Source organism: Bradyrhizobium sp. Pha-3, from assembly GCF_042258615.1.
Taxonomy (GTDB): domain Bacteria; phylum Pseudomonadota; class Alphaproteobacteria; order Rhizobiales; family Xanthobacteraceae; genus Bradyrhizobium.
In genome coordinates, this window is sequence record NZ_CP170152.1 from 5,325,248 (window position 1) to 5,348,572 (window position 23,325).

Consider the following 23,325-nt stretch of genomic DNA (forward strand, 5'->3'; position numbering starts at 1 on the left):
GCTGCGCGAATCTCTCAACCAAAAGATAACACTCCCGCTTGCCGGGCATAGCTAAAAAACGATTCTCGCGGGAACTATGAACAGGCTTGCACAGCCGCGAATCAATCAGGCGTCAATTGCCTACGAACGGACCAAGCGTGTCGCCGATGTCATGCCGGATCACCAGGTCGGCGATGTCGTCCTGATCGGTCTGCTCGTTGTTGATGATCACGAGCCGCGCGCCGCTCTCCTTCGCCATCATCGGAAAGCCCGCAGCGGGCCATACCACCAGCGATGAGCCGATCGCAAGGAACAGGTCGCAATGCCTTGCAAGTTCCGCCGCGCGACGCATCGCATCCTCGGGCATCGACTGCCCGAACGAGATCGTCGCGGTCTTCACCGGGTCGCCGCACTCCGCGCAGTCGGGCGCACCACCGATCTTGTCGAAGTGCAACTTCACCCACGCGAGGTCGTAATCCTTGCCGCAACCGATGCAGCGGGCGTAGGTGGTATTGCCGTGCAACTCGATGACGTCATCGGCCTTGAAGCCCGACGCCTGATGCAGATTGTCGATATTTTGGGTGATGATGCCGGGAACCTTGCCGGCCCGGTAGAGCGACGCGAGCGCGCGATGCCCGCGCCCGGGCTTGGCGGCCGCAAATGTCGGTTCCATCGCGAAGCGCCGGCGCCATGACTCGTCGCGCGCCTCCTGACTGGCCACGAACTCGTCGAACGGGATCGGCCGGTTGCGCGTCCACAGCCCGCCAGGCGAGCGGAAATCGGGAATGCCGCACTCGGTGGAGATACCCGCCCCGGTAAAGGGCACGATCGACGATGCCTCGGCAATCATGTTGCCGAGCTGCTCGACGCCGCTGCGCAGATCTTTTGCAATCACTGGGAATGATCCGGTTGACCGGCCGCGACTATAGCATGGTCGGAGCGATTGCGAGCTCAACCATGACGCGAGCGATCGGTGGTGAGGCCGCCGCGATCGGGTTGCGTTGGCGACCTGCTCCGCCGTCGCATCAGCTTCGTCGCCCTTCTGCTGCCTCTTCTGCTGCCTTGGCTTCATCACAATCCTGCAAAGCCTGCTCCGCATTGACGCCCAATTCACTGATGCCAATGCGCGGCGGGATAGGACCACGACGAAGAGGATGGGCGATGGCCGATCAGAAGGACAGTGCCGCGCGCGAGCGCGAAGAGATCGTCGCACGCGTTGCCAGCTTCCGGGCGACGCAGCAGAAGTTCGAGCGCGATCGCCAGGAATACTACGACAACACGCTCGGCAATGTCTGGAGCGGATTGCAGCGCAAGAGTGCTTGATCGCAGGAGCGCGCCTGACGTCGCGCCGAGCGAGCGCTCACGGTCCGATGATGCCGGAAGCTGCCGTTGATGCGCGTACTCGCACGCGATCGCGCCATGAGGCGCAATCGAGAAAGCCCGGAGCGATGTGCTCCGGGCGGATCTCCGTTACCAATAATGGCGGTAGTAATGGTGCCGGTAGTACGGACCGCGATAGTAGGCGTATCCGTCGTCGTAGTAGCCGTAGCGCGGGCCATAATAACCGTAGCCGGGCCCGTAATAGCGTGGGCCGTAATACGCGCCAGCCGCGCCCGCGGCGAGCGCACCGGCGGCCAAACCGAATGCCAGGCCGGGGCCGATACCGCGCGCCTGCGCCGGCGCGCTGACCATCGTTGCGCCCACCGTCGCAACCGTCGCCAAAACTGCCAATGTTTTTTTCATGGCCAACCTCCTCACGTGGTTATGTCGACCAACGCGGGCGCAATGGGATGGTTGCAGCAAAACGCCTGTTCGGGTTCCGCAGCCATGCGCTAGCGCAAAGCTACCATCGGTTAGCGCTGGAACAAAAACACAACCTCAATGATTAGGTTGCCGATGAGCGAGGTTGGCATCGATGCCGGCGTGGATGGAACTGCTGCTGAATGTGATGGGCTTTGCCGGCTTTATCGGCATCGCGATGTATCACAAGCACCCGAACGGGAAGCTGCCGGACTGAGCGCCGGGACGCAGCCCAGCTTGTCAATTCCAGTTTGATTTCTCTAGTTTGATTTCCGTGCCTCTCCCGCCGTGCGGACCAGCCGGTCCGCCTTCACGAGCACCTTGCCACTCTCGGGCTGCGGCCGAAGCCAGAAGCTGATCGTCACAAAGGCGGAACAGAACAGCAAGCCCACCACCATCACGCGCCGGTGGGTCGGTCTGTCAGCGCTATGGAACGATGGCGTCATGGCTGTCACCTGCAACCATCCCTACCGCAATCACAGGTGGTGACAACGCGATGCCGCCCTTAACCTAACCCGGTAGGGTTAGCGGTGGCCCGGTAAGGCGCCGCCAGGATGCCTCCACTGGCCGCCGCGCCATCATCCACAACGATATCCCGCGCTTGTCCGCAGCAAATCCACAGCCGCAGCAAGTCCGTTTGCTCAACAAGCTCCGGCGCTTGCTGCGCACTCGTCCACAGCCCCGCCGCAATCAGGCGTCCGCCAGCCTTTTCAGGGTTGCCCGGAAGCTCAGGCTGCGGGTTCCAACCAGCACGGTCCCGAACACCTCGGCCTCGTCACCGCTGAAGGTGCCGGAGAAGCCGCTCGTCACCTCTTGTCCTGCGAACAGCGGCCGGGCGAACGGATCGGACAACGGAGAATGCTGGTTGGTCCTGAGATGCCCCTTCCAGGTACCCTCGCCGGCCGTGTAGGCCCCGATCGACCAGAAATACGGCCCGCCGCCGACCAGCAGACCATCGCGCAGGATCAGGACGCCGCTGTCGCGGCCCCGCACGCCGTCCATCATATGGATATGGATCGAATAGAGCCCGTTCCTCATCGATCGCGCCGTCCCGTCCCAGCGGCCCGCAGTATGGCTCCAAGCAGGGCGGCAGGCGAGCGGCCCGATACCGCCCTGCCGCTGATTCGGGCCGCAAGCGCGGGTTCAAGCGCTTACAATTCATTAAGAAAGCCCTGACAGGGTTCGACGGCCGGAGGGAGGGAGCCATGCTCGTTTACCCCGTACCTGTCGAAGTGACGCAAGCCAGAGTGCAGCTCGTCGTCGATCAAACGGCGAAGGAGCAACCGCGCATCATCAGCGAGGATGTGCTCGACGTCTTCGCCGCCAAGAACAAGGCCGACCGCGATGCCGTCGAGACCCTTCTCGACATCAAGGTGTGAGATCGCAACCAGCCTTGAGGCGCTTGCATTGCACACGTGCCGGCGCGCGCCCGCGCCCATCCTGCGTGATCCGAGACCCGCCGCCCGGCCGCCCTTGGGCGCCGCCGCAGCCTCGCGGGTCTTTCCCTTGAACCTTTTGCGCGGTGCCAAGACATAAATGCGCTGGGGGATTTCAGGGCCCAGCGTTTGGCGCAGCGCTGTGGGACGAGCATATTCCGTCTACGCGGCGCTGTTGCATTTTATAAATTCAACCTTAAGTTTGGACCCCAACAGTTGACGGCTCACGCCCTGAGAGATCCCCAGTCCGTCAACTGGGAAAGCCCCGCATCCAGCCTGCGGGGCTTTCTATTTTCGGGATGCTGGAACCTGCCGCCGCGCGCACCGTGAGATGGCTGGTTTGCCGGCACGATCTCCCCAAGGCCGGCTTGCATCAGACCTCGCGAGAGCACTCGCGGGGTTTTGCTTTAGAGGAGGTCCAACCTCGCGCGTCCTTGATTGGCGGTGACGGGCATTCGATGAGATAGAGGGCCGTGCCTCCAAGGCTCGACCACGAAAGCCCCGTTCCAGAATTTTCCTGGGCGGGGCTTTCACGCATCGCGCACTGCGTGAGCGTGTTGTCGGTCGCTCAGTGCGAAGGCTCGCGAAAGCTTGAAATGCAACCGCCCCGGACGGTCGGCAAAAGTCGTCCAAGCCCCTGCCCCGCGCCGCGTTTTGCTGCTATTTCTTGGCGCGTCTCGCCCGAGCCAAAACAAAATCTCTGAATTCCCAGGAGGACAAGAAAATGCGCTATCTGCACACCATGCTGCGCGTCCGCAATCTCGATGTCGCGATGAAATTCTATCAGGACGCGCTGGGACTGAAGGAAGTGCGCCGCATCGACAATGACAAGGGCCGCTTCACGCTGGTGTTTCTCTGCGCGGAGGAAGACCTCCATCTGCTCAAGTCGCAGCCGCAGACCCGCGGCGCGCCGCTGGTCGAATTGACCTACAATTGGGACGAGGAGAAATACGGCGAGGACCGCCATTTCGGCCATCTCGCCTACGAGGTCGACGACATCTACGCGACCTGCGAGAAGCTGATGAAGATGGGCGTCACCATCAATCGTCCGCCGCGCGACGGCAACATGGCGTTCGTGCGTTCGCCCGACCTGCATTCGATCGAGATCCTGCAGAAGGGCGATCCGAAGGCGCCGGCCGAACCATGGGCCTCGATGCCGAACACCGGGCACTGGTAAACGCCGCGCACGCGCGCACGTTCCTAATCCGCGTTTCTCCCTCGGTGAAGCGCGGAGCGATCGCGAGGAACATGGCGCTTTGGTTGACGTTGCCTCCTCACACGAATGCGAGGAGGCGAGGAGATGGGAAAAGGACTTTTGCTTTGGCTGTTGGGTGTGCCGATCCCGGTGATCATCGTGCTGTGGTTGCTGTTCGGTCACTGACCGCGCTTTGACTGAAATCGACGAGGCTCTGCCGCACCGCGGCGGAGCCTCTTTTTTGCGCTCGGTACGATTCACCCCGCGCTTTTCCCCGACGGTTCGGCTAGAACGCGCGCAAAGCACAACAGCGGAAAGAAACGCGTGATGGACAGCAAGCCGCAACTGACGATCTGGGGCCGGCCAAATTCGGTCAATGTGCAGAAGGTGCTCTGGTGCCTCGCCGAGCTCGACGTCCCCTATCATCGCATCGATGCCGGGATGCAATTCGGCAAGAACGATCAGGCGGACTATCTCGCGATGAATCCGAATGGCCGCGTCCCGACGCTGGTCGACGGCGACTATGTGCTGTGGGAATCCAATTCGGTAATGCGCTATCTCTGCATGGCCTACGGCCAGAGTTCGCCGGTCTATCCGCAGGCGCCGAAGGCGCGCGCCGCCGTTGACCGGTGGCTCGACTGGACGCTGTCGACGCTGCAACCGGTCGAGCGCCCGCTGTTCTGGGGACTGGTCCGCACGGCGCCGGACAAGCGCGACATGGTTCAGAGCCAGAAGGACGCCGATGCCGCGGGCCTGGTGTGGCGCGTCGTCGAGGCGCAGCTTGCAAGCCGCCGCTACGTCGAGGGCGATCAGTTCACGATCGCCGACATCGCGCTCGGCGCTTTTGCGCGGCGCTGGTTCGGTGTCGAGGGCGTGACGAAGCCGAAGCTGCCTCATCTCGAGCGCTGGTTCGCCGAGATCGCGCAGCGGCCAGCCTTCGTGCGCATCGTCGCGCCGCCGATGTCGTGAGCGGCAAGCCGCTCAGCGTCCGCTGGACACCCCCGCACCGACACTGATGGCGCCACCCAACCTCACGCAGGTGTCGGAGCCCTCGACCTTGACGAAGCCCGGTCCGTACGAAGAGCAGGGATTGCTCCGCGTCGCGGATTTCGACGGCAGGGCTTTGCCGGCATCGGGCGGCGTCTGGAAATTGCGGCGGTCGCCGGCTTGCGCGAACGCAGCGGCGGGAACCAGGACGGCGATGACGGCGAAGCAGGTCTTGCGCATCCGGCCTTTTATCGCGCGCGGCGAGATCAGGCTAGTTCATGATGCGATTGGGAGGAATCGCATCATGAACCAGCTCTTCTTTCGAAGCATGATCTCCGCGCAAACGCTGCGCGTTTGTCGCGAGGGAAAACCGGTTTCCACTTTTCCGGATCATGCTCTAACGCACGAATCTGACGCCGAACGTCTTGCCCTCGCGCCAGACCACTTCGCAGGCGCGCCCGGTGCGGGCGTCGCGCGAAAACGCCAGCCGCAGCTTGGCCGGCAGCGTGTTGTTGTCCTGCACGGTGATTTTTGCGCCCGACGCGGAAATGTCCTCGACCACGCAGGGCCGCGCGGCGAATCCGCCGTCGAGCGTGATCCAGCCGGATTGCCGCAGCGATTTGCGCGTTTCGCGCTTCTTGGATCCCAAAGCCATCACATCATCCCCGGCTCAGCCGTATCGCCGCGGGCTTACCAAAGAGTTGCGAAAGATCGGCGGATTGCAGTGATTGTGCCGTTGTTCACAGTGAGCCGAACCGCATGCCAAGGCGTTCGCCTGCGCGATAATTCGTTGAGTCTGCTGGATTTCCGGTTTGGCGCCGATGGCGCTCCCTGGCGAACCAGGGCGAATCTAACGAAATCAATACGATAGCGGAAACCTTGGGTGAAAACCCCGGCATTGACTTGCAAGACGTTCCACCGGCTACGCCCAAACCGCCGATGATCGCGATCATGGTGGAAGATGTAATCGAGCTGCCTGCGTTCCTGCCGAGGAAGGTTTGCCCGTGACCGGCAATCCCCTCCCCGCCACCAACCGCCATCCCGCCGATCGATGAGAGACGCCGATCGCATATTTGAGACCCGATGCCGCGCGGAAGCACGGCATCGGTCGCCTTTACTGCTTGTCGGCGTTGGCTTCCTTGGCCGGAGGAGGCTTCATGCCAGCGGTCAGCATGCGGATCTTCATTTGGCCGTCTTCCCGGACGTCCATGACCGACCAGAACATCGTCACCTTTTTGGTTTCGCCCTTGTCGTTCTTGATGAAGATGTCGGTATCTCCATCGGCCACAACTAGGTCATTGCTGAGCGCCTGGACGTGATTGACCCTAATCACGATGTGATCTGTGCCGTTCTTAAAATTGTTCTCGTAGGTGCTCTTGAGGTCGGAGAATACGCCACCCGGATTGATCTGGACGCCGTCCTTAGAATAGAGCGACGCGACGCATGCGGCATCGTGCTTACCGACACAATCTTGGTAGGCGACAGCGAGTTTCTCAGCGTCCTGCTTCGCGTCCTGCGCGTGGGTTGGCGTCGCCAGCGCCAAGGTCACCAGTGATGCGGAGGCGAAAAATGCTTTCAACATAAAATTTCCCCTCATTGTCGGTCGGAGCGGAATTGCTCCAGTGTACGCCTCATCGCGAGGCGCACCGTTGGAACAATCTTTTCAAGAGGGAAGAAAGGTCGCAACTATTCCGAGTTCACGATGGCCTGTGCGGCAGACACCAGCCACAGACGTCAACAAAGCGAAAAATGAATTAGTGAATAGGACACGAGCGTAACACCGCTGCTTTTGAAAGGCTAGGCGTCCCGATCTCACGGCGAGCTGAGCCCCCACGCGCGTCCCCCACGCCGGATTTTTTCTCGGCTCGTTATCGTGCGGGGCGTCCCTATGCGAACATGATGTACAGGAGCGCTGCGGCCACGACTGCCACCCAAAGCAAAGAAAGACGGAAATACAGAAGATCGTATTTCATTGGGCCGGGCTACCGCGACGGCATCGCCGCACTGCCCAATTTGAAGCTCGTCACCCCGATCCTGCAAAGGTTCGATCAGGCCGCTGGTATGGTGAGTTTTGTCCAGCGTCAGCCGAGATCCCGCGCGGTTTGCTCAGCAGTCAAAGCATAACGCCAAACCACAGCACGAGCGCGAACAGCACCACCAGGGCGGCGGTGATGATCACTTCGCTCGTGGGGATCTTCATCGACCCGGCCTTCGCGCAAGGGACGACGCAGCATATCACGGATAGCGCGGTCGGGCTTGCCGGGATTGGCCGGCACCAACTCCTCAGCGCGCTTGTCGCGCGGCCTGGTTATTCCGAAAGTCAAGGAAAACAACCCCAAGCCATGCGCCGATGGCGCTCCCTAGCGGAGGGCGTGGGGAACGCTACTTGCCCTTGATTTAACAGCAGAATTTCTCGGCTACCGCGTCGCTTCTGTACCAGCACGCTGTACCCTCGGCAAGGGTCACCTAGCTCAGGCCGCCACGAACTAAAGTTGAAGAGACGCGGAGCGACAGCGACTCTTACACATCCCCCGAGAGGGACTGGAGTAAAGGCGCATCATGCGGCCTACGCTATTGTTGACGACAGGAGCGCTGGTCGCTGCGGCTTTGGCTTGCGCGCTCTACGTGGCGCCCAATTTCAAAATTGCCGACAAGGCGGCAATGCGAGCTTATCGAGTCTCAACCCTGTCTGACGACGCTCTGCGGGAATTGCACGAGACCGCGCAGCGATCTGTCAAACAGCGTCGCGATCAGAATATCGAAGTGATACGGCAGGGTCTCGCCGAGCGGGAGGCTCGCGTTGCCGATTGTGAAGCGCACATCAACGACCCTGCCTACAGGGCACGAAACCCCGGACGATGCGAAAGACGGTACTCAGGCTCTGCGGAGGATGCCTACCAAGAGTCAGTTAGGGGCATCTATGTGCGGACAGTTGACGACGAGTTTGAGGAACTCATCATGGCCCACTGTGAAGCCGTCAGCTTTGTGGGCGACCGAGGGATGTGCGCGGCCGTACTCGCTCAGCTCGGGCAACGACGCCTTCAACAGCGCCCCTCTGCGCACCTTGGGCACCATCTGAAGCTCCTCGCGGAACGTGCGCGCGTGCGAACGTCTCAGGTCGACAAGCTGCAGATTACCGTGCAACTGGATGAACATCTCCACGGCGCGGTTGTACTCGTGCACGGTGCCTTCAGGACGGTCTCGCTCCTTCTTCCAGCCCTCGAAGGCAGCACGTAGGGTGTCCTCCCCGGTCTGCGCTCTCTGTGGTGCAACTGAGGGGTACGGAGGTGTCTCTACGGGTTCACCTTCGTTGCGCTGTTGCTTGACCTTCCCCGCTCGAATGACAGCGGCCTGCAGCTCTCTGGCAATGAGCTTGCGGCTCGGGGATGTTGGGGCGAGGCGCAATCTAAACTCTGGCCATGACAAGACCTCGTCGACCTCGCTCATATAGAACACGTCGACCTCACCCCTCGCCCACCCATTCCGGGCGTCCGCCTCAAACTCGGCTTGGCTGTCGGCGTATTCCTCGAAGGTCGGTGTAGGCTCCTCGGGCAGGATGTCGGACTGCATGAAGCCGGCCAGGCGCCTGTCGTCGTCCTCTTCCAACAGATACGCGAAGTAGGCCTCGCCAGCGCGCTTGATGATGGCCGCGTCCAGCTCGGCGAGAGGTGGAGTGGCGATGCGTCGCCGAAGCTCGGTCCACTCCCGTTCGACCTGAGCGGCCACTTCAGTGTGCTTACGGCGTGCCTCGGCTTGGTCCTTGGTTTCGAGGGATTGCTTGCGCTCCCACGCGTTGCCGAGGTGATCTCGGAGGTCCTTTGGAACCGCCTTCCGGAAGTAATAGACGCCGGTCTTTGGATGCCGCCACGGACGGGCCATGCTGAGAGCCATTCTGTACCACCTCGCTGTACCAGAGGCGGCCGAGAAGTCGTTGTCTAGCAAGGGCTTGTAGGAATAACAACAGCTTACGTGAAGCTGGCGCTCCCTAGCGGAATCGAACCGCTCTCTCCACCGTGAAAGGGTGGCGTCCTAACCGATAGACGAAGGGAGCAAAACTCCCGGCAAATCAATACGTTAGACGTGAGATATGCCGTACTGGCCGTGACCTGCGACCGGCCGCGACGGGCGAACGTATAGTGGCGATTGGCCGGACGGGCAAGCGTTCAGAACGGTTTTCCCGGACTGCCGCCCAGACCACCTACGGGAGATTACCTGCACGACAATCCGGCCTCGATCGAGGTCCAGAAGCCGCAATGCGATGGCACATGCGCATGGGCCCGCGAACCGCCCCCATGAATCAGGATGGCGGCGGCAAGCGCGACGACGATGGCGGGAACAATGAGTTTTCGGAACGACATGGGCCTGCGCATCGAACGACATCGTGGCCTAACTAAGGCCTGTACGCCGGACGGCAACAGCGCGCTCCGCGCAGGCCGCTAGTGATTGCTGGCGACGTCCTGACGATCGGTCGGCTGCGCCGCCGCCACCGCCGGCTTCTGCTTGATGCAGGTGCTGCAGATCACGAGCTTGCGCGCCAACCGGTTGTCGGCATCCTCTTCCGACAGTTGCGTCTCTGCCGCCGCGGGTGACGCATTCCGCGCATGGCGTCGCGGCTGCGGCTGATTGGGATCCTGCCCGGCGCCATCCCAGGCCAACGGACCTGTTCCCGGCGACGGAGCCGTCATGCTGTATTGCTGCGAGTATTGCGCGCAGGCGCCGAGCGCGATCGGAAGAAACAGCACAGCGGCCTTGCGAGCCCAGTTCCTGAATGCAGACATGATCACACTCACACGCTATTCGTACCGCGACATCAGTTCTGCGAACTAAGAGCAGAACCGCTAAGAAATCGTTCACCCTGATTGTTCCGTCGCATCCAACCGCGACCGCATCAAGACGGGATTGAGGCACCAAGACGCTAATCCGGAGTAGTCCAACCATGCCAGGCATCAACGGTCGCTTCGACGGCAAGCGCGTGCTCGCCGATCTCAATGCGTTGCGCGCGATCGGCGCCTACAAGACCGGCGTGCACAAGCCGACATTCTCGGAACCGCATCTGCGCTCGCTGGACTGGCTTGCTACGCACCTGCCCGATGCTGACCTCACCGCGACGATCGACGGCATCGGCAATGTGTTCGGCACCAGTGCGAAGACGGGACCGAAACTGCTCGCGGGCTCGCATCTCGAAAGCCAGAACCATGCGGGCTGGCTCGACGGGCCGCTCGGCGTGATCTACGCGCTGGAAGCCGCACGCGTCATCAACGGCGATCCCGGCATCAACGGCGCAGTCGAGGTCGCCGCATGGTGCGACGAGGAAGGACATTTCGGCAGCTTCCTCGGCAGCCGGTCGTTTGCCGGCGCGGTGACCGAGGCCGACATCGATGCGGCGCGCGACCGCTCCAGCGATCGCTCCATGCGACAGGCGTTGCGCGATGCGGGCTTCGCCGGCCGCCCGCGCCTCACCGCCGAACCTCGCCGCCATATCGGTTATCTCGAAGCGCATATCGAGCAAGGCGACACGCTGGAGAGCAGCCGGCTGAAGATCGGCGTCGTCACCTCCATCGTCGGCATCTGGCAATATCGCATCACGTTCACCGGCGCGCAGAACCATGCCGGCACCACGCGAATGGCGGTGCGCAAGGATGCCGGCCTGGCGCTGGCGCGGTTCTGCGTCGCGATCGACGACAGCTTCCCTGCCCTGTGCGGACCGCGCACGGTCTGGACCACCGGCCGCATCACGCTGGACCCGGGCGCGCCGAGCATCATTCCAGGCCGCGCCGACATGCTGTTCCAGATCCGCGACGACAATCCCGAGGTGATCGCGCGGCTCGAGGCGCACCTGCATCGCCTGGCAGAAGAAGCCACCGCGCAGGGCCGCTGCGGCGTGAAGGTCGAGCGGATCCGCACCGGCGTGCCTGCCATGATGACGCCTGCGTTCCAGGATGCGATCGAGGCCGCGAGCGCGGCCTGCGCCGGCGGCAAATCGATTCGGATGCCGAGCGGCGCCGGCCATGACGCCCAGGTCCTCGCCACCCTCATGCCGGCCGCGATGCTGTTCGTGCCGTCGATCGGCGGCATCAGCCATCACTGGAGCGAGAACACCGACGACGCCGATATCGTCACCGGCGCCGAGGTGTTCGTCGAAACCTGCCGGCGGCTGCTGACGCAAGCGGCGGCGGCGAGCTGATCGGTCAGGCGCGCCGTCCGAACGGAACAACGGCCCAGACCCGCTCGTGTACATAGTACCAGGCGATCTTGGTGACGATCTCGAGCCCGGCGATCGAGCCGGCGAGCGAGACCTTGCCGGTCATGAACCAGCTGATGGCGAAAGTATCGAGCGTCCCCAATGTCCGCCAGCTGATGGCCTTGAGGATCGATCGCGTGTGACTCTCTGCTGCGCGTAAATGCACCCGGTAAACTCTCCCGTCTGATCGAACACTTCTATCATGCCGTTCACCGGCGCGCTCGCGCCCGCCGCGCAACCATCCAGGATCCACTGTGCCAGCCGCCGGATACAGCCAAACGTGAATTCCCAAGCGCGTGTCCGCGACCGCCGGCCACCTTGCAAAGTGCTGGGTTTGCGGCCATTTTCGCCGTTCACGAGAACAGATTGACCCCATGTTGTTGCTTGAGTCGCTTCCGACTGTGATTGGCGCCGCCGCCATCGCACCCGCGCTGCTGGTGCTGTGGCTGGTGATTGCCGCCGACGAGCGCCCCGGACCGCCGGCGCAGGTGTGGCTCGCCTTCGTGCTCGGCGCGGCCAGCATCTCGCTGCTGGGCCTGGCGCGAATTCCGTTCAATGCGCTGCTTGCCATTCCCGACAATCCCTGGGCGACGCAGGCGGTGCGCGCGCTGTTCGGCGTCGCGGCGCCGGAGGAGATCGTCAAGGTTCTCGTCATCGTCGCGATCTCGACGCGCCGCCGCGCGTTCGCCGATCCGATGGATACGGTGGTCTATGGCGCGGCCGCGGGCCTTGGGTTTGCGGCGTATGAGAACCTCGCCTACCTCGTGCAGCACAAGGACATGTGGCGGGCGCTCGCCGCGTTGCGCAGCGTGCTCACGGTGCCGTTTCACGGCGCCCTCGGCATCATCGCCGGCGCTTACCTTGCGATCGCGCGCTCCGGCGGCGCGCTCGGCGCGTACCGGGGTCACCGCGACTGGGCGCGCGTCACCAACTGGGCGCTGGTGCTGGTCGCGCCGGTCGCGCTGCATGCGGCGTTCGACTTTCCGCTGCTCGCGCTGCAGCGCATTCCCGATCTCAGCTCGACCACGCACCTGCTGCTTGGCTCGGCAAGCGTCTTGATCGGCTTCTCCTCGATCGGCTTTGCGATCCGCCTGGTGCGCCGCCTCGGCAGGCATCATGCCCCCCGCACCGACGTTGCGCGCGAGCGGCTGAGCCAACTGCGGCGGATGTGGGCGCTGCTGCTGGTCGGCGGCGGCACCGGCTTTGCCGGGGTCTCCTTCCTGCTCACCTCGTTGCATCACTGGTACGTCAATCCCGAGCGCAATGCGTCGTTCATCCTGGTCCCGATCGGCTTCACCTCGATCCTGATCGGACTCGCGCTGCTGATCGCGACCACCGCCGTCTATTTCCTCGGCCGCAACCGGATGCGCTCCGCCGCGGAGGGCTTTCCGTCCGCGCCGGGCCAGAGTTAGCGCCCTCGCCCGAGCAACACAGCGCCCCTTGCAAAACAACCTCGGCCGGTTCAGGGAGAGAAACGAACCATGCACGAGAGGACCATGGGGCACAACTACAAGACTTATCGGCCCGATATCGACGGCCTGCGGGCCGTCGCCGTCTCGTTGGTCGTGCTCGGCCACGCGTTCCCGCAATATGTTCCCGGGGGTTTCGTCGGGGTCGACATCTTCTTCGTTATTTCCGGCTACCTGATCACCGGGATCATCTATGGCGACATTCAGAATGGGAGCTTCAGCCTTGCGACGTTCTATGCGCGTCGCATTCGCAGGATATTTCCCGCCCTGATCATCGTCTTGATCGCCGCCTTCATCGCCGGATGGCAACTTTTGATGCCGAGCGAGTTGGTGGCCCTTGGAAAGGAGATTGCGGCAGGCGCGGGTTTCTCGGCAAACCTGCTGTTCTATTCGGAGGGTGGCTATTTCGATGCGGCCGCGCAAACGAAGCCGCTGCTCCATCTCTGGTCGCTCGGCATCGAGGAACAGTTCTATCTTGTCTGGCCTTTGCTGCTGTGGGCGCTGATGCGATGGCGGATCGCCGTCGCCGGTCCCCTTGCCCTGATCTTCATCGCATCGCTTGTCGCAAATATCCTGGTCGTTCGAACCAACCCTGAAGCCGCATTCTACCAGCCGTTCACGCGGGCATGGGAGCTCGCGGCCGGAGCATTGGTGGCCGTCTGCCTGCCCAACGGAATCTCCGCTACGCGCGACCTTCTCGGATGGTCCGCGCTCGCAGTGATCGCGGCGGTAACCGCGTTCTATTCACCCTCCATGACCTACCCCGGGATCGCAGCGGTGGCGCCGGTCGCCGCGGCTGCCGCCCTCATCGTGTCAGGTCACAATCGATTTCTCTCGACCCGTACCGCGGTCGCGATCGGGCTGATCAGCTATCCGCTCTACCTCTGGCATTGGCCGATCCTGGTTTTTGCGGCGAGCTTCAAAGGTCGTCCCCTGACTTTGGCCGAGAACGGGCTGGCCGTTGGAGCCAGCTTCATTCTGGCCTGGGCAACCTATCGCTACGTCGAGCGCCCAATCAGGTTCGGGCAGTGGCGGGTGGCGCCGGTCCTTGCGGCATCGATGGTGGCCGTTGCATCGGTGGGAGCGTTGACGATCGTCGACGGTTTTGCGTTTCGGCTTCCGGCGATCGTTCGCGAAGCCGGCGCCATGACCGTATCGAGGGACTTCCTGAGATACGGCGAATGCCATATCTCCGCTTCCGCCGACCCCACGTTTGATCCGAGTTGCGTCGACGCCGGAAAGCGCCCGCTTGTTTTTGTATGGGGCGATTCGACCGCCGGCATGCTTGCCGCCGGGCTGCGGCAAGTCCAGGGCGATCAATTCGGGTTAGCCCAGTTCACCGTCAATTCCTGCCCGCCGCTCTTCACCGCGCAGGCCGAGACCGTTCCGTTTTGTGTTCAAACCAACCGCCACATCGTTGCTGCGGTTGCCCGCTCGCACCCCGATGTCGTGCTCCTGCACCTGGTGTGGAGCAGAGAACCCACCGCCGACGATCTCCGCCCGACGATTGCGGCCCTCAGACAGGCCGGCGCCGCCCGTGTCATCCTGGTCGGCGCTGTCCCGGTCTGGACCGACACGGTGCCCCATCTGACGGTGCAATATTTCCTGCGCCATCATGCGTTGATCCCGGAACGCAGCCACGATGTGCGATCGACCAAGCAGGCTGACGACAGGGTTGGGCAGATCGCCGCCGATCTCGGGATCGAATATCTGTCCCCCTATGACGAGCTCTGCAACGTGGACGGATGTCTGACGAGGGTCGGGACCAGCGCAAACGATCTGGTATCGGCCGATTTCCTGCATCTGTCGCCGCGCGCCTCGCGATATCTGGCGGCCAGGCTTGTGCCAAGGATTCTGGCTGTCGAAAACCGCCATGCGGAAAGATGAGCGCACAGCTATTGCTGCCGCAACTGACGAGCTGACCATTTGTAACCGGTTAGGATAGACTGCACGCGCGCACATCAGGAGAGCCCCCGATGACCCTGTCCAACGATCTCGACAAGCTGCGATCGGAGATGAAGGCCGCGGTCAAGCAACACTGGAAGGCGTTCCTGTTCGAAGGCATCCTGCTCGTGATCCTCGGCATCGCGGCGATGATCGTGCCGACATTCGCGAGCCTCGCCGTCACGATCTTCCTCGGCTGGATGTTCCTGATCTCAGGCATCGGCGGGCTGATCGTAACCTTCTGGGCACGCAACATGCCGGGCTTCTGGTGGTCGCTGATCTCGGCCGCGCTCGCCGTGCTGGCCGGCATGGTGCTGCTGGCCCGTCCGATACAGGGCGTGCTGACGCTGACCATCGTGATCGGCGCCTATTTCGTCGCCGAGGGCGTCGCCACCATCATGTATGCGCTGGAGCACCGCCGCGAATTGTCGGGACGCTGGTCCTGGCTGCTGATCGCCGGCCTGATGGATGTCGTCGTCGCCTTCTTCATCATCGCGGGCCTGCCGGAGTCGGCGGGATGGGCGATCGGCCTCCTGGTCGGCCTCAATCTGATGTTCGGCGGGGCGACCCTGATAGGTATGGCGTTGGCGGCGCGCAACACCTGACGGCGAACTGGCCCCCTCGCGGATTTGGGGGGTGACAGGCCGAAAGCCGTGCGCTATAGACCCCGCCATGATCACCGTCGCCACCAGCTATTTTTGGTACTTTAGCTACGACAGCTCGCTGGCGGCAGGAGGATCGCGCTCAATCTGAAGAATTGCAGCAAACGTCCAAAACAAGCCGCCAGACCTGGCGGCTTTTTTTGTGCCGGCAGGTCCCGAACTCCAAAGGAGCCAGCCGTGTTGAGTACGACAGACGATCTTCGCATCAAGGAACTGAAAGAGCTGAGTACGCCCGAAGAGGTGATGCGGGAGGTCCCGCGCACCCTGACGGCGACCCGCGTCGTGATGGGCGCCCGCAACGCCATCCACGCGATCCTCAACGGCACCGATGACCGCCTGCTGGTCGTCGTCGGCCCCTGCTCCATCCACGATCCCGCGGCGGCCGTCGATTACGCCGAGCGTCTCACGAGCCTGCGCGAACAGCTCGCCGACCGCCTCGAGATCGTGATGCGGGTCTATTTCGAGAAGCCGCGCACCACCGTCGGCTGGAAGGGGCTGATCAACGATCCCGATCTCGACGGCAGCTTCGACATCAACAAGGGCCTGCGGCTTGCCCGCAACGTGCTGTCGGCCGTGAACAATCTCGGCCTGCCGGCCGGCACCGAATTCCTCGACATGACGACGCCGCAATACATCGCCGATCTGGTCTCCTGGGCCGCGATCGGAGCACGCACCACCGAGAGCCAGATCCATCGCGAGCTGGCGTCCGGCCTGTCGTGCCCGGTCGGCTTCAAGAACAGCACCGACGGTGGCGTGCGGATCGCGGCGGACGCGGTGAAATCGGCGTCGCACCCGCATCATTTCATGGCGGTCACCAAGGGCGGCCGTTCGGCGATCGCCGCGACCAGCGGCAACGAGGACTGCCACGTCATCCTGCGCGGCGGCCGGGTGCCGAACTATGATGCAGCAAGCGTCGATGCGGCCGCGGCCGAGCTCGGCCACGCCGGTGTCGCGCCGCGGCTGATGATCGACACCAGCCACGCCAACAGCAGCAAGAAGCCGGAGAACCAGCCGCTGGTTGCAGCCGACATCGCACGGCAGGTCGCAAGCGGCGAACAGCGCATCATCGGCGTGATGATCGAGAGCAACCTTGTCGCGGGACGTCAGGACGTCGTGCCGGGCAAGCCGCTGACCTACGGCCAGAGCATCACGGACGGCTGCATCGACCTCGCGACGACGGCTGACGTCTTGAAGCAGCTGGCCGATGCCGTCGAGGCAAGGCGCAGCGTGCGGCGTGACGGCTTGCAGGAGCGTTCGGCCTGACACAGCCGAACGGATTGAGCGTTGCCGGCGGGGCGGATATCGCGCTCCGCCGGTCTCTTCCGTGGCCTAGCAGCCGCGGCAGATGCTCTTGATCTTCTTGTCGAGCGCCGCGTCTTCCTTGTTGGCCTGACTGTTCGGATCGCTGATATTCTTCTCGTTGCCAACGTCGCCACGGCGTGGCTGACGATGTCCGACCGGCGCCTCCGGCAGCGGCGCGTTCTTCTGCATGGAGGACGATCCGCCCTGTTGCTGCGCCCATGCCTGGGACGTTCCAACCTGGGGCGCTCCAACCAACATCAGAGCCATCAACAAAACAGTCTTCCGCATCTCGCGTCTCCGCTTCTCAACCCTATTGCGCCCGTTCCGGCACCTCGACGGTAGCACAGTTGCGTCGCCCCTGCGCTGCGCAATCCTGAACCTTCCGTATATCGGCCATGGTGCCAAGGAGCCAGATTCCCGCCGCGACCAGCACCACAAAGAAGCCGAACATCACAGCATTTTCGATGCCGCGGCCGCCCTCGTCCTCGGGCGGCTCCTGCCGTCCGTCCCCGGCCCCGGCCATCGCAGGCTCACGGTTGCGGCGGGTAAAGATGAACGTCACCGCAATAATCGACGATACGGTACCGCCGTTCCGGCGGATCTTCACGTTCGCGGGAAGCCGGCTGCGACAAATAGGTCGGGCCGATCGGCGCCTTGCCGTAGCCGCCGGGAATGTCGAGCACGTAATCCGGCTGGCACAGTCCGGAGACGCGCCCGCGCAACGCCCGCATCAATTCCTGCCCGGCTTCGATCGTGGTGCGCAAATGCGCGGTGCCGGGTGCAAGGTCGCCGTGGTGCAGATAATAGGGCTTGATCCGGCACTCCACGAAGGCGCGCATCAGCGCCGCCAGCGTCGCGGCATCGTCGTTGACGCCGCGCAGCAGGACGGACTGGCTCACCAATGGGATGCCGGCGTCGGCAAGGCGCGCACACGCGGCACGGGCGTTGGCACCCAGCTCGCGCGGATGGTTGGCGTGGATCGCGATCCAGGTCGCCGCCCCCTCGACCCGCAGCGCCGCGACCATATCGGGATTGATGCGTCCGGGATCGGCGATGGGGACACGGGTGTGAAGGCGGATGATCTTCACATGATCGATGCCAGCGAGATCGGCCATGATCTCGGACAGCCGGCGCGACGACAGCATCAGGGGATCGCCGCCGGTCAGGATGACTTCCCAGACTTCCTGATGGGTACGGATGTACTCCAGCGCCCCGCGGTAGGCATCGTCGGACAAGGCCGAGGCCTTGCCCGGCCCGACCATTTCGCGCCGGAAGCAGAACCGGCAATAGACCGCACAGACATGGACGAGCTTGAACAAGACCCGGTCCGGATAGCGATGCACGATCCCGGCGACCGGCGAATGCGCATCGTCGCCGATCGGATCGGCGTTCTCGCCCGGCTGCTCCACGAGCTCGTCAGCGCTCGGGATGAACTGCCGCGCGATCGGGTCGTTGGCGTCGGCCGGATCGATCAGCGCGGCGAGCTCCGGCGTCACTGCGACCGCGTAGCGCGCAGCCACCTGCTCGAGTTCGGCAAGTGCCGCGACCGGCACGAGGCCGGCATCGGCCAGCTCGCGCGGCTGGCGCAGCGTTGCCGCCAGTTTCGGATCGATCCTGTTCATGGCTCTCCTGCAGGCGGCGTCCAGACCACCTGATCAATTCGTGGCGCGCCGCTCGCCAGCATCACCAGCCGGTCGAAGCCCAGCGCGACGCCGCTCGCCTCAGGCATCTGGCCGACGGCGGCAAGGAAATCGTCGTCGAGCGGATAGCGCTCGCCGTAGCGGCGCGCCTTCTCGTCCATCGCCGCGGTGAAACGATGGCGCTGCTCGGCCGCATCGGTCAACTCGCCAAAGCCGTTGGCGAGCTCGACCCCGCAGGCATAGACCTCGAAGCGCTCGGCGACGCGAGGTTCGCCCGCCTTGGCGCGCGCCAGCGCGGCCTCCGGCGACGGGTATTCGAACAGCACCGTCAGGCGGCCCTGTCCGAGGTTGGGTTCGACATGTTCGACCAGCACCTTGCTGAAGATGTCCGACCAGGTGTCGTCATCGGTGATCCGCACCTGCTCTCGCGCGGCTGACGCCAGCGCCGCGCGATCGCCCTCGCCGCCCGAGATCGTGGCCAGCAGGTCGATGCCGGCGAAGCGCTCGAAGCCTGCGGCAACGGTCAGCAACTCCGGCTCGGCAAAGGGATCGGCCATCTTACCACGGAATGAAAACCGCCCAATCCCGGTCGCCTGCGCGGCATGGGCGATCACCACGATCGTGTCGGCCATGATGGCATCATAGCCGGCATTGGCGCGGTACCATTCCAGCATGGTGAATTCGGGCAAATGCAGGTCGCCGCGCTCGCGATCGCGGAACACCCGCGCGAACTCGTAGATCTTCGGCTCGCCAGCCGCGAGCAGCTTCTTGCAGGCGAACTCGGGCGAGGTGCGCAGATAGCGTGGCGCAGGCGAGCCATCGGGTCGTCTGAGCTCGGTACGCGGCGCGTGCAGATGCGTCTCGTTGCCAGGCGAGATCTGTAGAATGGCGGTCTCTACCTCGGCAAAGCCCTGCTCCTCGAACCAGGCCCGGAGCGCCCGCGTGATCGCGGTCCGCGCCTGCAGGAAGGGCCTGCGATCGGCGTAACGCGACGGTGTCCACCAAGACGAGGGCTGGTCTTGGGTTGTCATCGGCCGGCCGCTCCGGCGGATGCAGATTCAACATCAACAAGCCACCGCCCCGATTTAACAGCCGGGCGCAAACGCTTGATTCCATACAAATACATGGCCCACACGGTCTTGGCCTCCGCGCAACGCAGCGAAGCTGGTCCCTTCTTGTCGAAAGAAGCCGGCATTGTCCATGTGCAGTCTCGGCTGAACCTGGGCGAGCGGCCCGAATTCGGGCGGCGGCAACGGCCGGCAAACTGCCGAATTCGGCCGCAAAAGACTGGCATCTCAGGGACAAATCAGTATGTTGCAGCCGAAATCGCCGCCACGGCCGAGGGGCTGCCGGTCCGGTTTGCGCCCCCGCTTCTCAAATTCAGGAAAACACCTTTGAAAGTCATCGCCAGTTCCATCCGCAAGGGCAACATCATCGAGCAGGATGGCAAGCTCTATGTGGTGCTCTCCGCCGAAAACATTCATCCCGGCAAGGGCACCCCCGTCAGCCAGATCGAAATGCGCCGCATCGGCGACGGCGTGAAGGTGTCGGAGCGCTACAAGACCACCGATCAGGTCGAGAAGGCCACCGTCGAGGACCACAACTACAACTACCTCTATGAGGACGCCGACGGCTTCCACTTCATGAACAACGACAACTACGACCAGGTCCAGGTCTCCAAGGAGATCGTCGGTTCGTCTGCGCCGTATCTGCAGGAGAACATGACCGTGAAGCTGTCGATGCACGACGGCAATCCGGTCGCGATCCAGCTGCCCCAGCGCGTGACGCTGGAAGTGGTGGAGACCGAGCCCGTCACCAAGGGCCAGACTGCCTCGTCGTCGTACAAGCCCGCGATGCTGTCCAATGGCATCCGCACCGGCGTGCCGCCGCACGTTTCCACCGGCACGCGCATCGTCGTCATGACCGAGGACGGTTCCTACGTCGAACGCGCCAAGGATTGAGCGGCCAAGGATTGTGGGGCTAAGCGCGGTGACAGTCGCAATGAAACATCACCGCGCATCAGGTTGTTGTTTAACCTCAAACTTTCCGGAAAACTGCTACACACTTTTCCGGAACTTGCTCTAATCTCTCGCGATCAGACATGACCCGGGGAGTGCAGTGAACAGGAAGGTCGTCAGCTTCATCAGTTGCTGGCTGGCAGCCCTGCTCTTGCCTCCTCCCGGCGCTCACGCCGACGAATTCCGGACGCCTTCGATCTCGGCCATGCGGGTCGAATGGCGCTCGGTGCTCGACCAGCTCCGGCAAGAGATCACCACCCGCCCGGCCGTCGCCTCCAGCTTCACGTTCGCCGGACAGCGCCGCGTCCCGGCCACCGATCCGCGCGCGACGCCCGTGCTGGTGCAGCTGAACGCGGTGACGTCGCCGCTCTTCCCCGGCATTGCGCAGAGCCCGATCCCGGTGCTGCTGCCTTTCGACCCCGCAAGCTATCTCGACGCACGACAGAACGGGGCACCGGACAGCCTGCCGGTCGCACGCTACCAGGCCGATTTCCGCGCGGCCGATGTCTTCCATGCCGGCGCGTCCGGCTATGATGCGGTGTTCTCGCTCGAGCCGGGCGCCGGCGACGGCATGCCGCAGCGGACCTATGCAAAGCCTGTCGAGGTACAGATATCGGGCTCGATCCTGGTCTACGACCTCGCCGACCGGCTCGGCGGCAAGGGAGAGCCGGTCAAGGCGCTGGCCGCGCAGTTTCCGGACCTGCGCCGCTTCATCCGCGAAGGCTATGTCCGCTACGCGTTCACCCGCTTCGGGATTCCCTATGTCGTGGCGATCCAGTGCCTCGACAGCGCGCCGCGGCCGAAGCGGCTCGCCTGCCGCGAGGCCTATCCGGTGGCGGAACGGTTCCTGAAGGCGTTGCGCATCGCCGGCGGCCAGCCGTCGCGGCCGCGCAGCGACATCGCCTCCGATATCGCCGAGCGGCCGATCGTGCAGTCGGCGGATTTCACCTACCGCCCGAGCGGCGACATCGTCGCGGGCAGCGGCGGCCGCAGGCAGCAGGGCGGCCACGCCGATTTCACCGTCTATTCGCAGATCCGCTTTCCGCTGCAGAAGGCGCCGGCCTTCGCTCACTCGCAATCCTTCGCCAGACGCAAGGCGGGCGCGACCGTCGACGAGTATCCCTGGCAGGACAATTTCTGCGAGGCGCGCAGCTTCGAGGTCGGCCAATGCGCCAGCGGCTACGGTCATCAGGGCCAGGATATCAGGCCGGGCGCGTGTCCGGCCGACAGCAAGGACAGTTGCGATCCCAGGCAGCAGGCGGTCGTCGCGGTGCGCGACAGTATCGTGATGCGCTCGGCGCAGCAGCAGGCCGCGACATTGCAGGTCAACACAAGCACCGAGCATGTTCGTTTCCGCTATATGCACATGAACCCGTCCGTGATGGATGCCGGCGGTCTGCTCAACGGACGCCGCCTCGGCGAGGGCGAGAAGATCGGCGTGGTCTCGAACTATCTCGACCATCCCAACGGCACGTCGCGGCATCTGCATTTCGACGTGCAGGTGTTCACGCGCGACGGCTGGCTCTGGGTCAATCCCTACACCACGCTGGTGTCGGCCTATGAGCGGCTGATCCGCGGCCGTGGCCGCGAGATCGGACCGGAGCCCGGACCTGCGGCCGCCGTGGCCCATGCCCTGCCCGACGACGTCGTGCATCGCATCGACACCCAGGAAGGCGGCGGCAATTAGGGCGAGCAAAGCCTGTCCCGCACTTGATGCGGGATGGACAGCCGGTTCCGGGGCGCACTGCGAAAATATCGAAAACAACCCCATGCAAAGTAGCCGGCGGCTGCCGTCATCAGACACGACAACTTGACACGTCGGGAAACTCAGCGGCATAATTCCATTATTCCGAAATCGTGCAGACGTCCCTCGCCCTAAGGCATGATGAGATTAGGTTAGGCTGGATCGGCATCGCAGGTTCACCTCTCCCTTGGGAGAGGTCGATTTGCGTAGCAAATCGGGTGAGGGGTTACGGCCTATCGAGAGAGCAAGAGCCCTCACCCGGATTGCTTCGCAATCCGACCTCTCCCCGTCGGGGAGAGGTGAACCGAAACCGCCGTGAGCCGATTCAACCCAATCTCATCGCGCTTTAGGGCCGTGGCGCACCGGTCGCGTCATCGGTCCGCATGGTGAGCCGCGTCCGCCTATTTCTTCCAGGGCGCATCGCCGCGTGCCGCGGCGTCCGCGAAGATGCCCTGCTCGTAATCGATGAAGGCGCGCACCATTGCGCGATAGGCGGCTTCCGCAACCTTGGGCGAGAGCCCGTCCGCTTCCGCAAGCGCCATCGCCTTCTTCACGACAGCCTCGGCGCGCTCCGGCGCCTCGACCTGCGCGGGGTTGGCCTTGAATCGAGCGGCTTCATGGACGTAGCGGCCGCGCTCGGCCATCAGGCGCACGATTTCGCGGTCGAGCCGGTCGATGTTGCTGCGCACCTCGCCAAGCGTCTTGCAGCAGGCGCCGTTGTCGACGGTGGGACTGCCCCACAGCGCCGGCGCGTTGGTCGCGGGCTCCTCGGCCCACGCCACCGCAGGGATCAGAAGCGTCAAAAGAACCACCGGCGATCGCATCGAACGCCTCCCAGTCAGCGAGCACGACGGGCGATTGTTATGCCTATTTTACGCGTGGATGGAAGCCGCGATGGCGCTCGAGCG

Annotated in this window: 27 protein-coding genes and 1 tRNA gene; 11 read left to right on the plus strand and 17 right to left on the minus strand. The window is 63.6% G+C overall.

Features of this window, described 5'->3' with window-relative positions; translation table 11 throughout:
* Positions 1-112: 112 nt before the first annotated feature.
* Complete coding sequence (locus ACE10Z_RS25390; protein ID WP_375783203.1) at positions 113-874, minus strand: NAD-dependent deacetylase; 762 nt, start codon at positions 872-874, stop codon at positions 113-115.
* Between the two features lie 266 nt (positions 875-1,140).
* Between ACE10Z_RS25390 and ACE10Z_RS25395 the strand changes: the two genes are divergently transcribed.
* Positions 1,141-1,302, plus strand: a complete 162-nt coding sequence (locus ACE10Z_RS25395) for a hypothetical protein (RefSeq protein WP_171947559.1) — start codon at positions 1,141-1,143, stop codon at positions 1,300-1,302.
* 147 nt (positions 1,303-1,449) lie between these two features.
* Here the strand turns inward: ACE10Z_RS25395 and ACE10Z_RS25400 are convergent, their stop codons facing one another.
* The 3 genes from ACE10Z_RS25400 to ACE10Z_RS25410 form a co-directional block, all read right to left on the minus strand.
* Complete coding sequence (locus tag ACE10Z_RS25400; protein ID WP_375783204.1) at positions 1,450-1,722, minus strand: hypothetical protein; 273 nt, start codon at positions 1,720-1,722, stop codon at positions 1,450-1,452.
* Positions 1,723-2,039: 317 nt separating this feature from the next.
* Complete coding sequence (locus ACE10Z_RS25405) at positions 2,040-2,225, minus strand: hypothetical protein (RefSeq protein ID WP_375783205.1); 186 nt, start codon at positions 2,223-2,225, stop codon at positions 2,040-2,042.
* 244 nt (positions 2,226-2,469) lie between these two features.
* A complete protein-coding gene (locus ACE10Z_RS25410; protein WP_375783206.1) occupies positions 2,470-2,817 on the minus strand; it encodes a GrlR family regulatory protein in 348 nt (115 codons plus the stop codon).
* 167 nt (positions 2,818-2,984) lie between these two features.
* On the opposite strand from ACE10Z_RS25410, the gene ACE10Z_RS25415 reads away from it, so the two are divergent.
* The 3 genes from ACE10Z_RS25415 (at position 2,985) to ACE10Z_RS25425 (ending at position 5,379) form a co-directional block, all read left to right on the plus strand.
* Positions 2,985-3,158: a hypothetical protein gene (locus ACE10Z_RS25415; RefSeq protein WP_375783207.1), complete on the plus strand. Its 174-nt coding sequence runs from the start codon at positions 2,985-2,987 to the stop codon at positions 3,156-3,158.
* A gap of 781 nt (positions 3,159-3,939) precedes the next feature.
* A complete protein-coding gene (locus ACE10Z_RS25420; protein WP_375783208.1) occupies positions 3,940-4,392 on the plus strand; it encodes a VOC family protein in 453 nt (150 codons plus the stop codon).
* Positions 4,393-4,737: 345 nt separating this feature from the next.
* Positions 4,738-5,379: a glutathione S-transferase family protein gene (locus tag ACE10Z_RS25425; protein WP_375789919.1), complete on the plus strand. Its 642-nt coding sequence runs from the start codon at positions 4,738-4,740 to the stop codon at positions 5,377-5,379.
* 12 nt (positions 5,380-5,391) lie between these two features.
* Here the strand turns inward: ACE10Z_RS25425 and ACE10Z_RS25430 are convergent, their stop codons facing one another.
* The 7 genes from ACE10Z_RS25430 to ACE10Z_RS25460 all read right to left on the minus strand — a co-directional run bounded on the left by ACE10Z_RS25430 (position 5,392) and on the right by ACE10Z_RS25460 (position 10,175).
* On the minus strand, positions 5,392-5,637 hold the full coding sequence (locus tag ACE10Z_RS25430; protein ID WP_375783209.1) for a hypothetical protein: 246 nt from the start codon (positions 5,635-5,637) through the stop codon (positions 5,392-5,394).
* Between the two features lie 157 nt (positions 5,638-5,794).
* Positions 5,795-6,052, minus strand: a complete 258-nt coding sequence (locus ACE10Z_RS25435; RefSeq protein ID WP_375783210.1) for a PilZ domain-containing protein — start codon at positions 6,050-6,052, stop codon at positions 5,795-5,797.
* Positions 6,053-6,511: 459 nt separating this feature from the next.
* Complete coding sequence (locus ACE10Z_RS25440) at positions 6,512-6,979, minus strand: nuclear transport factor 2 family protein (protein WP_375783211.1); 468 nt, start codon at positions 6,977-6,979, stop codon at positions 6,512-6,514.
* Between the two features lie 1,097 nt (positions 6,980-8,076).
* A complete protein-coding gene (locus tag ACE10Z_RS25445) occupies positions 8,077-8,217 on the minus strand; it encodes a hypothetical protein (protein ID WP_375783212.1) in 141 nt (46 codons plus the stop codon).
* Between the two features lie 84 nt (positions 8,218-8,301).
* On the minus strand, positions 8,302-9,288 hold the full coding sequence (locus ACE10Z_RS25450; RefSeq protein WP_375783213.1) for a DUF6538 domain-containing protein: 987 nt from the start codon (positions 9,286-9,288) through the stop codon (positions 8,302-8,304).
* An 85-nt stretch (positions 9,289-9,373) separates the two neighbouring features.
* Positions 9,374-9,448: transfer RNA gene (locus ACE10Z_RS25455), tRNA-Glu, on the minus strand.
* A 385-nt stretch (positions 9,449-9,833) separates the two neighbouring features.
* The gene (locus tag ACE10Z_RS25460) at positions 9,834-10,175 is read right to left on the minus strand and encodes a hypothetical protein (RefSeq protein ID WP_375783214.1); all 342 of its coding nucleotides are present in this window, start codon (positions 10,173-10,175) and stop codon (positions 9,834-9,836) included.
* 158 nt (positions 10,176-10,333) lie between these two features.
* Between ACE10Z_RS25460 and ACE10Z_RS25465 the strand changes: the two genes are divergently transcribed.
* The gene (locus tag ACE10Z_RS25465; protein WP_375783215.1) at positions 10,334-11,581 is read left to right on the plus strand and encodes a Zn-dependent hydrolase; all 1,248 of its coding nucleotides are present in this window, start codon (positions 10,334-10,336) and stop codon (positions 11,579-11,581) included.
* 4 nt (positions 11,582-11,585) lie between these two features.
* Here ACE10Z_RS25465 and ACE10Z_RS25470 read toward each other — a convergent pair whose 3' ends face one another.
* Complete coding sequence (locus tag ACE10Z_RS25470; RefSeq protein ID WP_176531511.1) at positions 11,586-11,804, minus strand: DUF2061 domain-containing protein; 219 nt, start codon at positions 11,802-11,804, stop codon at positions 11,586-11,588.
* A gap of 208 nt (positions 11,805-12,012) precedes the next feature.
* Here ACE10Z_RS25470 and ACE10Z_RS25475 point away from each other — a divergent pair, with 208 nt between their 5' ends.
* The 4 genes from ACE10Z_RS25475 (at position 12,013) to ACE10Z_RS25490 (ending at position 16,976) form a co-directional block, all read left to right on the plus strand.
* Entirely contained in the window at positions 12,013-13,050 is a 1,038-nt protein-coding gene (locus tag ACE10Z_RS25475; protein WP_375783216.1) for a PrsW family glutamic-type intramembrane protease, read from the plus strand.
* 153 nt (positions 13,051-13,203) lie between these two features.
* Positions 13,204-14,994: an acyltransferase family protein gene (locus ACE10Z_RS25480; RefSeq protein WP_375789920.1), complete on the plus strand. Its 1,791-nt coding sequence runs from the start codon at positions 13,204-13,206 to the stop codon at positions 14,992-14,994.
* Positions 14,995-15,083: 89 nt separating this feature from the next.
* Positions 15,084-15,656: an HdeD family acid-resistance protein gene (locus ACE10Z_RS25485; RefSeq protein WP_375783217.1), complete on the plus strand. Its 573-nt coding sequence runs from the start codon at positions 15,084-15,086 to the stop codon at positions 15,654-15,656.
* 234 nt (positions 15,657-15,890) lie between these two features.
* Complete coding sequence (locus ACE10Z_RS25490) at positions 15,891-16,976, plus strand: 3-deoxy-7-phosphoheptulonate synthase (protein ID WP_375783218.1); 1,086 nt, start codon at positions 15,891-15,893, stop codon at positions 16,974-16,976.
* 66 nt (positions 16,977-17,042) lie between these two features.
* Here ACE10Z_RS25490 and ACE10Z_RS25495 read toward each other — a convergent pair whose 3' ends face one another.
* From ACE10Z_RS25495 to epmA, 4 genes are read right to left on the minus strand one after another with little or no spacing between them, the layout of a single operon-like run.
* Complete coding sequence (locus tag ACE10Z_RS25495; protein ID WP_375783219.1) at positions 17,043-17,303, minus strand: hypothetical protein; 261 nt, start codon at positions 17,301-17,303, stop codon at positions 17,043-17,045.
* A 22-nt stretch (positions 17,304-17,325) separates the two neighbouring features.
* Positions 17,326-17,577 (minus strand): hypothetical protein, encoded by a 252-nt coding sequence (locus ACE10Z_RS25500; protein WP_375783220.1) that lies wholly within the window; start codon positions 17,575-17,577, stop codon positions 17,326-17,328.
* Complete coding sequence (locus ACE10Z_RS25505; protein WP_375783221.1) at positions 17,546-18,637, minus strand: lysine-2,3-aminomutase-like protein; 1,092 nt, start codon at positions 18,635-18,637, stop codon at positions 17,546-17,548. Before ACE10Z_RS25505 ends, ACE10Z_RS25500 begins: the two co-directional genes overlap by 32 nt.
* Positions 18,634-19,686, minus strand: a complete 1,053-nt coding sequence (gene epmA, locus ACE10Z_RS25510) for an EF-P lysine aminoacylase EpmA (RefSeq protein ID WP_375783222.1) — start codon at positions 19,684-19,686, stop codon at positions 18,634-18,636. The genes ACE10Z_RS25505 and epmA overlap by 4 nt, the downstream gene beginning before the upstream one ends.
* 363 nt (positions 19,687-20,049) lie before the next feature.
* Here epmA and efp point away from each other — a divergent pair, with 363 nt between their 5' ends.
* On the plus strand, positions 20,050-20,616 hold the full coding sequence (efp, locus tag ACE10Z_RS25515) for an elongation factor P (RefSeq protein ID WP_092125602.1): 567 nt from the start codon (positions 20,050-20,052) through the stop codon (positions 20,614-20,616).
* A gap of 157 nt (positions 20,617-20,773) precedes the next feature.
* Entirely contained in the window at positions 20,774-22,360 is a 1,587-nt protein-coding gene (locus ACE10Z_RS25520) for a M23 family peptidase (protein WP_375783223.1), read from the plus strand.
* A 458-nt stretch (positions 22,361-22,818) separates the two neighbouring features.
* Here the strand turns inward: ACE10Z_RS25520 and ACE10Z_RS25525 are convergent, their stop codons facing one another.
* Complete coding sequence (locus ACE10Z_RS25525; RefSeq protein ID WP_375783224.1) at positions 22,819-23,241, minus strand: chorismate mutase; 423 nt, start codon at positions 23,239-23,241, stop codon at positions 22,819-22,821.
* Between the last annotated feature and the right edge of the window lie 84 nt (positions 23,242-23,325).

What these genes read in the sequence shown, in the direction of transcription:
- ACE10Z_RS25395 (WP_171947559.1), top strand. Translation starts at nt 1,141, where the DNA reads ATGGCCGATCAGAAGGACAGTGCCGCGCGCGAGCGCGAAGAGATCGTC.
- ACE10Z_RS25400 (WP_375783204.1), bottom strand. Translation starts at nt 1,722, where the DNA reads ATGAAAAAAACATTGGCAGTTTTGGCGACGGTTGCGACGGTGGGCGCA.
- ACE10Z_RS25405 (WP_375783205.1), bottom strand. Translation starts at nt 2,225, where the DNA reads ATGACGCCATCGTTCCATAGCGCTGACAGACCGACCCACCGGCGCGTG.
- ACE10Z_RS25410 (WP_375783206.1), bottom strand. Translation starts at nt 2,817, where the DNA reads ATGAGGAACGGGCTCTATTCGATCCATATCCATATGATGGACGGCGTG.
- ACE10Z_RS25415 (WP_375783207.1), top strand. Translation starts at nt 2,985, where the DNA reads ATGCTCGTTTACCCCGTACCTGTCGAAGTGACGCAAGCCAGAGTGCAG.
- ACE10Z_RS25420 (WP_375783208.1), top strand. Translation starts at nt 3,940, where the DNA reads ATGCGCTATCTGCACACCATGCTGCGCGTCCGCAATCTCGATGTCGCG.
- ACE10Z_RS25425 (WP_375789919.1), top strand. Translation starts at nt 4,738, where the DNA reads ATGGACAGCAAGCCGCAACTGACGATCTGGGGCCGGCCAAATTCGGTC.
- ACE10Z_RS25430 (WP_375783209.1), bottom strand. Translation starts at nt 5,637, where the DNA reads ATGCGCAAGACCTGCTTCGCCGTCATCGCCGTCCTGGTTCCCGCCGCT.
- ACE10Z_RS25435 (WP_375783210.1), bottom strand. Translation starts at nt 6,052, where the DNA reads ATGGCTTTGGGATCCAAGAAGCGCGAAACGCGCAAATCGCTGCGGCAA.
- ACE10Z_RS25440 (WP_375783211.1), bottom strand. Translation starts at nt 6,979, where the DNA reads ATGTTGAAAGCATTTTTCGCCTCCGCATCACTGGTGACCTTGGCGCTG.
- ACE10Z_RS25450 (WP_375783213.1), bottom strand. Translation starts at nt 9,288, where the DNA reads ATGGCTCTCAGCATGGCCCGTCCGTGGCGGCATCCAAAGACCGGCGTC.
- ACE10Z_RS25460 (WP_375783214.1), bottom strand. Translation starts at nt 10,175, where the DNA reads ATGTCTGCATTCAGGAACTGGGCTCGCAAGGCCGCTGTGCTGTTTCTT.
- ACE10Z_RS25465 (WP_375783215.1), top strand. Translation starts at nt 10,334, where the DNA reads ATGCCAGGCATCAACGGTCGCTTCGACGGCAAGCGCGTGCTCGCCGAT.
- ACE10Z_RS25475 (WP_375783216.1), top strand. Translation starts at nt 12,013, where the DNA reads ATGTTGTTGCTTGAGTCGCTTCCGACTGTGATTGGCGCCGCCGCCATC.
- ACE10Z_RS25485 (WP_375783217.1), top strand. Translation starts at nt 15,084, where the DNA reads ATGACCCTGTCCAACGATCTCGACAAGCTGCGATCGGAGATGAAGGCC.
- ACE10Z_RS25495 (WP_375783219.1), bottom strand. Translation starts at nt 17,303, where the DNA reads ATGCGGAAGACTGTTTTGTTGATGGCTCTGATGTTGGTTGGAGCGCCC.
- ACE10Z_RS25505 (WP_375783221.1), bottom strand. Translation starts at nt 18,637, where the DNA reads ATGAACAGGATCGATCCGAAACTGGCGGCAACGCTGCGCCAGCCGCGC.
- epmA (WP_375783222.1), bottom strand. Translation starts at nt 19,686, where the DNA reads ATGACAACCCAAGACCAGCCCTCGTCTTGGTGGACACCGTCGCGTTAC.
- ACE10Z_RS25525 (WP_375783224.1), bottom strand. Translation starts at nt 23,241, where the DNA reads ATGCGATCGCCGGTGGTTCTTTTGACGCTTCTGATCCCTGCGGTGGCG.